This window comes from Pseudomonas sp. S9 (assembly GCF_000222125.1).
Lineage (GTDB): Bacteria > Pseudomonadota > Gammaproteobacteria > Pseudomonadales > Pseudomonadaceae > Aquipseudomonas > Aquipseudomonas segetis.
Genome location: NZ_AFFX01000005.1, coordinates 262,203 through 274,645 on the forward strand (window position 1 = coordinate 262,203; position 12,443 = coordinate 274,645).

The following is a 12,443-nucleotide window of genomic DNA, read 5'->3' on the forward strand; positions in this document are numbered from 1 at the left end:
ACCTTACGAATTCTGTACCTTTCGGTTCCTGCTCGCTTGTCGCACCAGACACCGTTTAGCGCGGCTAGCAAGCAAAAACTACAGGTTTATCTAATTTGGCGAACGTAACCACTCACTTTCGCCGTCAGAGGAGGAAACCCTATTTTTTAGAAGAAAATACACAAGGTGCCGTTTCCGCAGGAGAAACTAAAACGGGCCACCAAAACGCCATATTCCCACCCCAGTTCAGATCCACACCATTTTGCCTAATCAGAGCAAGTACGGGTTCTTTACGTTGTCCAAGCACCTTATCTCTTATGCTCTGACCACCAATGATGGATCTTCCTGTTTTGTCGAAAGTTTTTTCTCTATCAATTTCTCGATTTCTTGCTACCAGTAACTTAACTTCTGAATTGTCCGCGTTCCTTGAGTAGTAGCTCAATAGTGATGTCATTGCTTCCCAGTCAAAACTCTTTCCAGCTAGAGTGATCGCGTTTTGCGCAAGTAAAACAAGCTCGATAGCGCTTTTAAGTGGAATGCTATTGAGCTGTCCTTCACTTTTATATTGACTCAGTTTTTGGTCGATATCATGAAGGGCTGCTGTGGTTTTTTTATTTGAAATAGTATCAAAGTGTATTGGTGCGTAGAATTGAGATGATCGAACAGTTGTAATGTCACTCATCGCTACCTTGTTCGGAGCGCATGGTGTAATACCAAATCGACTATCGCTTTGAATAAATACAACGCTTGCCTCTGGCCCTTTTTCAACAAATTCATCGCGTAACGCTCGCTCCAGAGAGTCAATTTGTTTCAGTCGGTCATATACTGCCTGGGAGGTATAAAATCGAGTGACGGCTAGGTCCTGGCGATCTCGGTTGCCGTACATTCTTGAATGCTGAAGAACTGTGTCTGCCTGCATTCTCTTCGGGTTCCTGCCATAATAGAAAGATATAAGAGATGGAATAGTAATTCCTCGGTCTAATAAGCTTCCGCCTATAAAAATATTCGCAGGAGTTCTGAGTTTTAGCTCTGCCGTTTCTGGGTCTAGCAAAGAAGCGACCTGTACGTCGGAATTGACTTTTTGTGCGATCAAATCTCCGTCGAGGACAAGTTCTTTTACTGCTGTGTTTGTTGCGTCTCTGCTTGGTAACCTGCCGGCATGGGCAATAACGGATTTACTGATATTGTCGAATGATCGATTAAATAGCGCGTCAAATTGGGCTTCGTTATTTTTTGCACCAGTTTCGAATGCGAGTCTTATTTTTTCTACAGTTTCGAACTGCCAGCGGTGAGCCGCTTTTTGCGTATCATTGTGAATGATCATCGCATACTTTCCTGGACGTAACTCTTGCTCCGCTTGTTGCCAGCGCCCGATAACTACCGCTACCAGGAAATTCATAATGGACTCTCTCAGTATATTTATATTTTGGGAGGTCCAGATTCTGTCGCTACGTATTGCTCTTCCGTCATCGGAACGAAGTGCGTTATGCTCTTGCTCTAATACAGGAACATATAGGTAGTTGCGCGGGTCATCACCTGGATGATCACCGAAGTAATCGTCTCCACCTACATACCCGCCATGTATGGGTAGGATTTCCGTAAAACTTGGTTTTTTTGGCGAAAAAAACGCAAACGGATTTGATGGAGAGGCTACGTACTCTTCAGGTTGAAGATACAAAGCATAGGGTGTTGCTGTAACTTGTAAAAAAGATATTTTTGGTACGAGTTGCCTAAGATTATCCATTATTTGAGCAATGGAACCTTGTGAGTAGTCGTCTTTGCTTCCGCGTTTCGGGAAAAAGCGAACTTTAGCCATATCTGCTTCATCATCAACAAGTAGCACTTTTTTATTTAGTAATCCATTGTAGGTGGGATTGTTGAAAAAGCTAATCACGCGATTAAGATTATGTACCTCTTTTTTTGCGACTATAATTATTTTTCTTTTCATCTCCGATCTTGTAAGTGGAGATGGCATTTCCATTATGTCGTACACAGCTATCAAATCGTCTTTAATAAATTCTTTGAAGTCGTGGCTTATTCTGCTTACCGTTTGCTGCGCAAGTGTTCTTGTACCTTTTGTGAGTACAAGTGCAATGTCATAGTCTCGGTCAAAAGATTTTGCGATGATGCCTAAAAAACCTCTAGTTTTGCCCGATTGGATTTTTCCTAATAGCATGCCGGGTTGACTTTCTGATGTTGTTGATGCTTCGAGGCGGTTTACAACGCTTTCAACACAGTCTTGAAGTTCTATATCGTGATTGCTTGTGACGCGAAGTCTTGCGTAAAATCCTTGCATGGCATACTCCTTATTTTGGGCTGATACTTGCTGATTTCAATATGCTACCATAGGGCTGAAAGCTTTGTGATGGTTTTTTTAGCTATTGGAGCTCTGTGTGATATGTTGCTTCTTAATGTTGGGGTTGTATTGGATTTAAAATGTTCTTCCGTTTTTTGTAGCGAATTTAGCTCTGGCAATAATTTGAGGTTTTGTAATTATTTTCAGATTATTAATTATCTCTGATAAAAGCCGTTCCGTATGCTCAGAGAACTAACCGTTGTAAGAATGAACCCAGTATTTGGGTTGAAGTAAGTCTGAGATGATTTGTTGCTAAGTTTTTTCTTGGTTTCGAATTTGCTGCGATATCGAAATACTCAGAGCCTAGGCTTGTATATATGAGCCCAGTTTTTTGGTTAGGAACACTAATCATTTCCGGGTGTCGTTAGCTGCATATTTTTCTTCCCGCTTATCCTGTAATTGAGCCTTTCCCTTGAGGGCCAGTCTTTAGGCGGTCAGACCCCATTAGCGTACCTAGAATCAGTCGTTATCGTGCTTGGTGTGATGGGCTCAATTCAAAGCGAGAGCTCGCACTCAGATGGCAGGAGTCATGGCAACCCTGGGCAGAATGAAACATCAGCTGCTGCGGGCAGCCTCGGGATTCGTAGGCCACGCGTAACGCGCGTGTCGTGAGCTGCGAGTCTGGTCGACTGGACAGTGCCCAACCGACAATGCGGCGCGCATACAAATCCATGACTGCTGCCAGGTAGATCCAGCGATTACCTGCCCAGATGTATGTCACATCACCGCACCACACTTGGTTAGGACCGCTCACTGTGAATTGCCGATCCAGTATGTTGGCCGCAATGGCGCTTTCGCCATCAGCCTTGCGGTAGCGATGCTTGCGACATTGCGAGCTGAATAGCCTGGCTTCTTTCATCAGGCGTCGAGCCAGAAAGCGACCAACCTGCTCCTGCTGATAATGTTCTGGCCCCTGCGGAACCACGACTTTGTGCATGAAGTTCGGCAGCCAGCTGACGCAAGGCAATTCGCCTGTGATCAACTCGGCGACGGCGTTTGCAGGCCTCGTAAACGCTGCTGCGCTGCACATCAAGCACTCGGTACAGTTCGGCTCGTGGATACCGCTCGCCCAATGCCTCGATCAGCGCTACTGATCGAGGGAGTCCGACATCAAGAGAGCGGTAGCCTCCTAAGAAACACCTTCGACGGTCTGTAGCGTGAAACCAAACTCGGCCGCTCTACGGTGCAATCCTTTAACGACTCGCTCCCGATACTTCTACTCATAGTGATTGGCTCCCGGATCTTGGTAAACCATGCCGAAGCGCATCGCGTTGTAGAACAGGATAGCGATCTTGCGCACGGTCGCCGTTACCGCCTTAGCCTTGCCGATACGTACCGACAACCGTCGATAAAAGGCGCCCAACGCAGTGTTCGTCCTGCCAATGGTTACCGCCGCTAACCGGAGATGAGCCGTGACTCGATTCTTGGTCTTGCGAGTGTGAGCCGAGAGCACCTTGCCGCCGCTAATACGGCACCCAGGAGCCAAGGTCAGCCAGGAGGTAAAGTGGTGGGCAGTACGCCAACGACTCAGATCGGTACCGCACTCAGCGACCAACCGCAGTGCCAAGTAGGGATCGATGCCGTGGATTTGAGTCAGGTCGACGCCGACCAACTGATAGAGCAAGGAGCGGACGTCGAAATTGAGCGTATTGGGCTGCCTAGTCCGGTGACGTGGTTTCGGTAGGGGCTCGCTGGGTGGGGTCTTTTGCGGGGAGAGCCGCAGCAGACTCTGAGCAATTTGTTGGTCGCAGACCTCAAGCTGCACCTGATAAGCGTCGTGCATGGCCAGCGCTTGCGCCAAAGCAAAAACATGCTCCGGCTGGTAGTTGCCGACCAAGGCACTCTGGATAACCTCGGGGCTGGACTTGCAGCGGGTATCGCGCATGGTTGCCAATTTAGTCGGGTTTCGCTCGCCAGCGACAATGGCTCGGATGATCCGCATCCCAGTGACTCCGGTGACGTCAGACACCACATGATGCAGTTGCAGGTTCATGTGGGTGAGTGCCTTCTGCATGTGCTGGATATGCGCAGCCGCGTAATCGAGATGCCGTTCTCGTAAACGCAGATAACTGCGTAAGGCCGCGATCTCTCGATCAGGATGGAAGCTAGCACGCAGCAACCCGCAGGCATGTAGCCGTTTAATCCACTGTGCATCGTTAACGTCGGTTTTGCGTCCAGGTACTGCACGGGCGTCCCGTGCATTGGCCAGCACGACATGCAGGCCGTGGGTTTCCAGAATTTCGTAGACCGGAATCCAATACACCCCGGTCGACTCCATTGCCACTGTGGTAATCCCAAGATCGACCAGCCAATCGGCCATCCTTTCCAGGTCGGCAGTAAAGGCCTGAAAGGTTCGCACTGGCGCCTCAGCTAGGTTGGCTGGCACAGCTACCGCATGGAAGCGCGAGCCGATGTCGATGCCAGCTGCACGGTTATGAATGACTGGCAGGCCGTGACTTTCTGAACTGAATTTCTTCATGAGCACCCTCCAACACAAGAAATGCTGGACGGGGACTCGGATCGAATCACATTCCTAAACGGGGTCACGAAACGTGCCACCACTAACGGGTCCGCAGCTTCCCCTGGGTCAGGTTTTTTTGACGGGGACTTAGCCTCCAAAAAGCAGACGACCACTGTCCAGCGGACTCAGTGTAGTGGTCGTGTTTCTAGTCCAGTGGGCCGCGGGGAGCCGGGGAGGCAGTTTTTTAGGATCTCTTTCTCCCGCTCCAGGCGCCGAACCTGAGCTTCCAGTTCCTGTATGCGCCCTTGCTCAGGAGTCAGGGCTTTGCTGCGTGGTGGTGTAGTGCTGCCACGCTCGCTGCGCAGTTGCTCTACCCAGCGACGCAATGCAGTCGGGCCTACGCCTATCGATTTGCAGGCTTCGGGAATGGAGTACCCCTGATCCAAAACCAGGCCAGCTGCTTCGAGTTTGAAATCTGTACTGAATGATCTTCTGGTCACGCAAACACCTCATGGCTGGGCGAAGCTTAACGCCCTATCGGGATGTCCAGAATCATTGAGCCACAACAAAGCCAAGATCGTCCATCATTGGAAGCAACATGGGCAACCCAACTCGTCCATCACTTCGTTTCGGCGTGCTTTGGCGAGAACTTCAATCAAGCTCCCCAAAGGGCAGGCCGCGCATTCACTGCGCCACACCTTCGCCAGTCACTTTGTACAAAACGGCGGAAACATCCTGACCCTGCAGAAAATCCTTGGTCACTCCAGCTTGGCCATGACCATGCGTTATGCACACCTTGCACCTGATCATCTGAAAGATGCACTAATGCTCGGCCCTAAGTATGAGCTTTGAGGCCCACATCCCTGTGGGCTAAATAATTAAAGGGATGCTAGATAGTCGTTGTATAAGTCAGTTTGTTCTTGAGCGTGGTCGCGGTCACGATCTGTCTCGAGATTAAGGATTTTTACTCCGTCTTCCTCGTCGAAAACCCATTTGTTTTCACGTCGACATAGGTTGATTTCTACGTCTAAATAGAACTCTGATCCGTGATATGGACGATCTTGGTCTTGCTCTCCTGAGTAAACAAGTGATCCCGTAAGGGTTAGCTTTCCGTTACTTTCGTCATAGTTTTGCTCCTCAATATCGAGGCCCCGGAACGAAAAATTTCCTGCATTCGTGTCTGCGGTTTCACTGCTCATTATTTCGTCGAGGTGATCTTGAAGCTCACTCGGCAGGTCATCTTCCCAGATAGCTTGTTCCAGCTCATGTACACCAAATGCTGCTTCTAAGATTCTTAAATCAGTGATGGGCTGTCCAGCTACCTTTTTTAACTCATGAAAGTTATTGAATCTAAATGCTTTTGCAATCGATTCTTGCGCAGCAGACAGAGTTATCCCTTCAGCGATTTTTAAGCATTTGGCGTTTTGTTTAATCAGATTAAGAGGGGAATATTTAGACATGACAAATCATCCAGCGACGCATGTAGCTTCAGCAGTTGCTTGCATACCACTTTGTGCGTCTTGGATAGATGCCAAAGCGAAGGATTTTGATGTGATGGTGCAAGGCTTCGCCAGTGCAAGCGGCAGGCATCCATCAATGCCTACCCTGAATATAGTCTGAGCTAGTCGTTGAGGCAAGTTGCTAGGCTGGAGTTTCGACACTTTTTCGACACCTAACACCCAGAAAGCAAAAAGCCCCTGAAAATCACTAGGAAATTCAAGGGCTTAATGTGTTTCAAATGGTGGAGCCGGGGGGGATTTAAAATGTATGAATAACCTTTTGTATTTAATGGATTTATTTGTAGGTTTTCTGTTAGGTGCCCCCATAAATGCCCCCTTGCACGCATTTCCGATGAGCGGCCATTTGAGGAGTTGAACTGGCGTCTTGAATTCTATTTTGGTCGCCTTCAGCATAACCTCTGTGATCTGGGCTGGAGGGTTTGAGCCCAGCTCAGACCGGGCGCTGAGTAGATGCCAGGTCACGTAGTTGGGTTTTTTCTGCGGTAGCGCACCATGGGCTCATCGACGATTTGAGCTGAGGTGCGGTATGAGACACTCGATGGTTACCTGTCACAACTGTGGCAAGGCTATGGTTCCAAGAGCGACATATAGTCGTGGTTTCTGGGGCCATTCGCCGTCGTCGAATCACTGTCCCTTTTGCCTGAGTGAGAACTGGCACGGCGGAAATCCAGGGTTAGGGGCTCGGCTTTTCGCTTTGGTTGGCCTGGCTCTTGGTATTCTGACCTGCGTATTGGTGGGAGCTCTTCTGTTCAAGGTGCAGTGGTGGCTTGGTGTCGAAGGACAGTGGCCTTTATTGGAGCTGGGCACATGTGCTGTGTCGGTTAGCGCGGGATATCATTTTAACAACTGGTTTGTTGATTGCTGACCCGTGATCATGATGTGGAAGGCAGAATCGGTCAGGTTCTGCCGCTCAGCAAGTGTGCACACTGTCATGCGAAATGATCCCTGCCCAGAGCTATCCTTACGATCAAAAAGAGCTCGCTTGATAAAAACATCTTTGCGGTGGTGCTCCTCAGGAGTAATATCAGCGCAGCGCGTAGATTCTGTGTTGTCGGTTCACAACAACTGCTTCGCAGTTTCTGCTGCTGCTCCCCTGATGTAGGTTGTGCTGCGTGCAGGGTCGAATTCTTTAACAAAAGCCCGCTCACGCGGGCTTTTGTTTTTTGGGCGCCAACAGCCTTCGCAACGCACGCCGTAGCCCATCGCTCCAGAGCTGGAGCTAGCCACCCTTTAAAATTCTATCTCAGTGCTTAGCACCATCGGTTGATCGTGCGCAGGACTCCCCAGAAGCTGGGCGCACACAAATTGCCCAGCCCTTCTAGGCGACATAAGCTATTCCACTCTGCTATCTAACAAGACATATAAGCACCGATAACGAACAGGGAGTTCGTAGAGACAATGAGAGACGAATTCAAAGCGGCAACAAAAACCGCACTTGCTCAGAGGGCCGCGCATTTTTGCTCGAGCCCATACTGCCTCAAGCTTACCGTTGGGCCTTCCTCTGTTCCGACCAAAGCTCTCAATTCGGGCCATGCGGCGCACATTCACGCTGCCGCTAAAGGTGGGCCCCGCTACAACGACTTACAAACACCAGAGGAGCGCCGCTCAATTGAGAACGGTATTTGGCTATGCAGAGAGTGTGGTGTCTTGGTCGACGCAGATGCCTCTGGACACACAGAAGTCCAATTGAGGGAATGGAAGACCAGCCACGAGGCCATGGTTTCTGAAGTGCGCAGCGGAGGGTGTTCGCGCAGTCTCGCATTACTCCAGGCTGGTCGCACCGAGCCCCAAATCGCGAAGAAAATTATCGCAAATATGGAGGATCGCCGATCTCTCTGGATAACCTTCGATGCAGAGTTTCCCGACCGCGTACAGCAGTCGCTAGACGAGCTCCGGTCTCGGCTCGTGACCATCCGCGGCGAGCTAATGGAGGGAAGCGCTCTGGATGGAATTTTGTTCGCGCTGACCAAGACCATTCTGAAGTTCTTCAATATTGTAGAAGCCTCCGATCTGAGAACACTGCGCTGCAATGCAAACGACCCTGAGTGGATGCGGTTCAGCGAAGCTCTGGCAGCGCTCAGGAAGTCAATCGGATTGCAGATTGCCAATACGCAGAAGCTCACGGCCTCAAACTGAGCAACGATCTCCAGCGCATCGCGCCGCTCACCGTATAAGCGGCCCGCGATGATCCAACTGATGCATCACATGCTTATGTGGTCACTGCTCGGACAGCCGTCTTATAGCGGGGCGCTGTTCCCCTAGAATTAGGATCAGTGTTTCTAGTGTCTCCTCTTGGCCGGGACTAGCCTGTCGTAGCAGGCGGGAGACGGCCAAGAGCGGTCATCTAGTGACTACGGCACCAAGGACGATTCACGCTTCACCATGCCATTTAGCACCAGAATTAAGCCGAGCCGCGAAGCACGCTTCGGCTTGAACGAATTATTAGGGCGCAGATCGTTTAGTTGGCAGTCTCACGATGTGCGGACCAAACTTGTGGAAGTTGATCTAACAGGACTCCGCCCAAATTCTCTGCTAAAGATCGTGATTCTTTTAGGGCTGCGAGGCGCTGCCCCCTTTCAAGCGGAATTAGAGATACCGCTGGAACCACGACGTAGCAGAGTGCTCGGCCGAGCTCGTTGATGCATACAAGAATGCCCACATCTTGCACTCGCGGTGCGCCAACTGGAATCCCGTAAGGATTGAATGCGTTTGGTTTTGTCTTTGGGGTTGGATGTGCCGACCACTCGCAGAGAGATGAATACCAGTCTCGATCTAGTCTAGCTGGTTCTCCTAAGGTCTCAAGCCGTCTTCTTACTGACGCCGGTCCGTAACGTGAAATCCGATCAGACTTTGACGAATTCTTCCACTCGCTAAAATCTTGAGAACTCAGCGCAAAGAGCTGAAGAAGGTTAGCCATTTCCCCGATTGTTCTGACCATGGAAAGCGCTTCATCGTAGTGCCCAAAGCGCATGAGGCGGATCGTGGCTCGAGACAATCCGACGATGCGGCCCAGCAAGTACTCAACTAGATGGTCTCCGCCATGGCATTTGTAGAAGCAAGATGATATTCGATCGAGATGAGAGAGAGTCGTCCCGATAGCCTCAAAGCAGCGAGGTGCTTTCTTCCCGAACGACTGTATTCGCGCGTCGGTTTGCGCCTGGATTTGTTCGTCGTGCTTCCAGATCAAGTCAAGGAAAGCGCGTCCACTCGGTACATCGCATTCATTCGACACGTGAGAACCTCAAGTCTGCGCCCTAACGCCCAGTGCGTAGCGTTGGCTGTCGCCCTGCCGCTGCTTGCTAGGGCATTGTTCCATCGATGCGCCTGAGTTGGTTTTTCCACCATGCAATTGCAATATGAACAACCTCACGACAGTCTTCCCCCTCCAATAGCCCGTATGCCATTGGACAATACTCTGTTTCAGCCAGTGTAAATAGCTCGCCGTGCTCCCCGACTAGTATCTCCATTTCGCCAGATAACATACCAATTTCGTATTCTTTTAGGATGTTATTTCTTTCTTCCTCAATAAATTGAAAGAATATCGGGTGCCTGTGCTTTTCAGCATTAATGCCGCGCCACCAGATATCGACTTTTTGGCGGAGGTCATTATTCCCCTCACAATCAACTTTTCTCAGAACGTGGCCTACCGTTCTAAGCAGCGCAACGCAAGACACCCAGAGGAGTTTGAACTTTCGTTCATTCTCTTCAAAATCCAAACATTCATACGCATATTCGCAATCTTGAAGGACTTTTCGTGCAGTCGTAGTCATAGTGCCCTAACGTTTGGTTAAGGGGCGGGCTTTAGCACGTCCCGAGTGAGCGAAGCGAACGACTTGAACCATTTGTTAGCGGTGATACCACGTGGCATTTTTGGTTTTTCCTGCCGGCGTGTATTTTCTTAGAAGCTCAGCCATTTCTGCCAAATTTTCGTACCCTTCGAAGCGTAGATTGCTGAAAGATTTTGTGGTTAGCAGCAGGGATTTAACATTGCCTTTAATGCTCTGGATTCTAAGGCTTTCTATATCCGATAACGGCATGCTAACAACAGCGCCGTTGTGAGATATTTCGATTTTCTTTTCAGGCTCAATTATGGATACGGTCGGATAGGATGAGTCATGATTTTTTATGTTTTTATACGTGCCGGGCAAATGCTTTGAGAGTAGCAAGGCAATAATCATAGATAGAATTTTGTGATACAGGCTCTCGCTGGCAATTAATACCCAGACAGCAACTGAAATTATGCCAACCACCAGTAATGCGGCGAGTACTGTTTTTCGCTTGCCGCTACGTTTGTATTTTTCTGATGCGTGGAAAATCATATATACCGCTAACGCCCGCATTTGCGGCTGGTTTTAAGCGCAGCGGAAAACCAGTCCGGCAACATGCGCTTGTTAAATGCAATCACTCTACACCCCTCTCTTGTAAGCGATAATTAATTTCTTTTATTGAAAGTCTTTGTCTAATCTGAAATTCATTATCTTTTTCAAGAATATCCACAATTATTTTCACTGGAGCACCAATAAGAACAAAGCCAATAGGGAACATTAATATGTGAAAGCTTCCAATAATTAAATACCAAATCACCAAGGCCAAAGTAGTAGCGACAGGTATCATCGCTACTTTTTTGCAGTATTCTTGTTTTTTCTTGTTCTCATTTTCAATGAGCTGAAATCTATGTACTCTATCCTCTTTAAGCTCATTATCAGTACACTTGTCATATGATTTATTTACTTCATCATCGGGGACATATTCTCCAGACTGCATAAGCCTAATTTTTTCTTCGTGAGCATCTTTCCACTCATGCAGCAACTTAACAAAGTAAGTATCTTCATCAGAGTCGATTAGTTTCCCATGAGTTCTACAAAGAGCTATAGCATTGGAGTGATGGCTACGTTCTTCGGGAGTCATATATACATCGAACCGGTTATTTTCAGCAGGTCTTGCACCTCTGATATGTGAAACTTCACTTGTGGAAACCGTTCCTTTTCCATCCGCATCAGAATGTGGGCCAACTAATCTGAGATTACATTTTGGAAAGGAGCAAGTATATCCCGCCCTTTTTAGTACTTTCGTTTTGGTTGTTTCTGAAAAATCATTAGGATCTTTAGCCATTATCGATGATAACTCCTTGGCATTTAACGATTAAGCTAAGAGGCTGGCTTTAGCCAGTTCCAGTTCCAGTTCCAGCTCACGAAGTGAGCGATTTGAGCGCATTGTTATGTGCCTATTCTTCGTGCTCAATGAAATTCCAAGGAATCTCTTTTTTGAAAATTTGAATAGATTCTTCCATTAGCTCAAGCGAAATTGATTCTTTGGATACAGTTACTGTGCGAGTTCTGTCCCTATCATCCCTGAAAATCTCAACGACTAATTCGTCATCTCTGTAAATTTCAACGCCGATCCCATCTCGAGGATTTACATCGCTTGCGATTACAACTCTGATTTTAGGGAGCGACATAGGCCTTCCTTTGGCACATAACAGTTGAGTGGCCCGACGGCTTTATGATTGCATATTAGTGACTTCTTCATAACAACACCTCGACCGGTCGATTCAATACGTAAATTCTCTTTATAAAATAGTTGGTTATCTTCTTACTGTTGCATACGACCTGTATTCGCTTGACTTCCTCTTTTTGTGCAACCAAAAATACAGCATGGATGCGATATAGATACCACACCAGCCAAGTCACGCCTGCGAGAACAGTTTCGTAACGTTATTAGGGTGAATCACTACAGCATTCGCACCGCGAAGACCTACTGGTACTGGATACGCTATTTCCTGCGCTACCACCGGATGCGTCACCCTCTGGAGATGGGGCCAGCGGAAGTTAGCGAGTTTCTTACCTGGCTGACCCTCAGTCTTCACCCGTTTCATCTTGGAGCTGGGGGAAAGGAGCTATTGAATAGTACCTTGCCTCAAAACGGCTTAAAGTCATCCGTAAACGTCCACTCTTGGCCGAGGCTGTGTAAAAACGCTCGCTCAATTTCGAGGCTCGCAATCTGCGAAAATTTTCTCAGTTGCCCCGACTGAAATTCGCGAGGAAGTGCCGATTTTGCTCGTTTTCTGAGCAGCGCTCATTCTCGAAAACGTTTTTACACAGCCTAGACAGACTCCAGCCTGGTATAA

The 12,443-nt window shown here is 48.4% G+C and carries 10 protein-coding genes and 3 pseudogenes; 4 read left to right on the forward strand and 9 right to left on the reverse strand.

Annotation, left to right across the window (positions count from 1 at the left end):
* Positions 1-139: 139 nt before the first annotated feature.
* Both PSES9_RS0112640 and PSES9_RS25715 read right to left on the reverse strand, forming a co-directional pair.
* Entirely contained in the window at positions 140-2,275 is a 2,136-nt protein-coding gene (locus PSES9_RS0112640) for a Z1 domain-containing protein (RefSeq protein ID WP_010487443.1), read from the reverse strand.
* 526 nt (positions 2,276-2,801) lie between these two features.
* Positions 2,802-3,272, reverse strand: a complete 471-nt coding sequence (locus PSES9_RS25715; protein ID WP_010487445.1) for a DDE-type integrase/transposase/recombinase — start codon at positions 3,270-3,272, stop codon at positions 2,802-2,804.
* Here PSES9_RS25715 and PSES9_RS25070 point away from each other — a divergent pair.
* Positions 3,271-3,429 (forward strand): hypothetical protein, encoded by a 159-nt coding sequence (locus tag PSES9_RS25070; RefSeq protein ID WP_157998246.1) that lies wholly within the window; start codon positions 3,271-3,273, stop codon positions 3,427-3,429. The two genes, PSES9_RS25715 and PSES9_RS25070, sit on opposite strands and share 2 nt — an antisense overlap.
* A gap of 35 nt (positions 3,430-3,464) precedes the next feature.
* Here PSES9_RS25070 and PSES9_RS0112650 read toward each other — a convergent pair.
* Positions 3,465-4,814, reverse strand: a pseudogene (locus PSES9_RS0112650) (IS110 family transposase).
* Positions 4,815-5,038: 224 nt separating this feature from the next.
* Positions 5,039-5,296: pseudogene (locus tag PSES9_RS24590) on the reverse strand (transposase); the annotation flags it as partial.
* Between the two features lie 85 nt (positions 5,297-5,381).
* On the opposite strand from PSES9_RS24590, the pseudogene PSES9_RS24920 reads away from it, so the two are divergent.
* Positions 5,382-5,648 (forward strand): annotated as a pseudogene (locus PSES9_RS24920) (tyrosine-type recombinase/integrase); the annotation flags it as partial.
* A 26-nt stretch (positions 5,649-5,674) separates the two neighbouring features.
* Here PSES9_RS24920 and PSES9_RS0112660 read toward each other — a convergent pair.
* Positions 5,675-6,256 carry a hypothetical protein gene (locus tag PSES9_RS0112660; RefSeq protein WP_010487452.1) on the reverse strand — a complete coding sequence of 194 codons (582 nt, stop codon included), beginning with the start codon at positions 6,254-6,256 and terminating at the stop codon, positions 5,675-5,677.
* Positions 6,257-7,714: 1,458 nt separating this feature from the next.
* Here PSES9_RS0112660 and PSES9_RS24315 point away from each other — a divergent pair.
* Positions 7,715-8,452, forward strand: a complete 738-nt coding sequence (locus tag PSES9_RS24315) for a hypothetical protein (protein WP_010487454.1) — start codon at positions 7,715-7,717, stop codon at positions 8,450-8,452.
* A gap of 1,163 nt (positions 8,453-9,615) precedes the next feature.
* Here the strand turns inward: PSES9_RS24315 and PSES9_RS0112675 are convergent.
* The 4 genes from PSES9_RS0112675 to PSES9_RS0112690 all read right to left on the reverse strand — a co-directional run bounded on the left by PSES9_RS0112675 (position 9,616) and on the right by PSES9_RS0112690 (position 11,774).
* Positions 9,616-10,086, reverse strand: coding sequence for a hypothetical protein (locus PSES9_RS0112675; RefSeq protein WP_010487456.1), 471 nt, complete (start codon positions 10,084-10,086; stop codon positions 9,616-9,618).
* 75 nt (positions 10,087-10,161) lie between these two features.
* Positions 10,162-10,656, reverse strand: coding sequence for a hypothetical protein (locus tag PSES9_RS0112680; protein WP_010487458.1), 495 nt, complete (start codon positions 10,654-10,656; stop codon positions 10,162-10,164).
* 61 nt (positions 10,657-10,717) lie between these two features.
* Positions 10,718-11,428, reverse strand: a complete 711-nt coding sequence (locus tag PSES9_RS0112685) for a hypothetical protein (protein WP_138943102.1) — start codon at positions 11,426-11,428, stop codon at positions 10,718-10,720.
* Between the two features lie 112 nt (positions 11,429-11,540).
* Positions 11,541-11,774 carry a hypothetical protein gene (locus PSES9_RS0112690; RefSeq protein WP_010487463.1) on the reverse strand — a complete coding sequence of 78 codons (234 nt, stop codon included), beginning with the start codon at positions 11,772-11,774 and terminating at the stop codon, positions 11,541-11,543.
* A 177-nt stretch (positions 11,775-11,951) separates the two neighbouring features.
* On the opposite strand from PSES9_RS0112690, the gene PSES9_RS24595 reads away from it, so the two are divergent.
* Positions 11,952-12,347, forward strand: a complete 396-nt coding sequence (locus PSES9_RS24595) for a site-specific integrase (protein ID WP_010487465.1) — start codon at positions 11,952-11,954, stop codon at positions 12,345-12,347.
* The last annotated feature ends 96 nt before the right edge of the window (positions 12,348-12,443 follow it).

Coding starts and splice junctions, on each gene's coding strand:
- PSES9_RS0112640 (WP_010487443.1), bottom strand. CDS start 2,275: ATGCAAGGATTTTACGCAAGACTTCGCGTCACAAGCAATCACGATATA.
- PSES9_RS25070 (WP_157998246.1), top strand. CDS start 3,271: ATGAAGTTCGGCAGCCAGCTGACGCAAGGCAATTCGCCTGTGATCAAC.
- PSES9_RS25715 (WP_010487445.1), bottom strand. CDS start 3,272: ATGCACAAAGTCGTGGTTCCGCAGGGGCCAGAACATTATCAGCAGGAG.
- PSES9_RS0112660 (WP_010487452.1), bottom strand. CDS start 6,256: ATGTCTAAATATTCCCCTCTTAATCTGATTAAACAAAACGCCAAATGC.
- PSES9_RS24315 (WP_010487454.1), top strand. CDS start 7,715: ATGAGAGACGAATTCAAAGCGGCAACAAAAACCGCACTTGCTCAGAGG.
- PSES9_RS0112675 (WP_010487456.1), bottom strand. CDS start 10,086: ATGACTACGACTGCACGAAAAGTCCTTCAAGATTGCGAATATGCGTAT.
- PSES9_RS0112680 (WP_010487458.1), bottom strand. CDS start 10,656: ATGCGGGCGTTAGCGGTATATATGATTTTCCACGCATCAGAAAAATAC.
- PSES9_RS0112685 (WP_138943102.1), bottom strand. CDS start 11,428: ATGGCTAAAGATCCTAATGATTTTTCAGAAACAACCAAAACGAAAGTA.
- PSES9_RS0112690 (WP_010487463.1), bottom strand. CDS start 11,774: ATGTCGCTCCCTAAAATCAGAGTTGTAATCGCAAGCGATGTAAATCCT.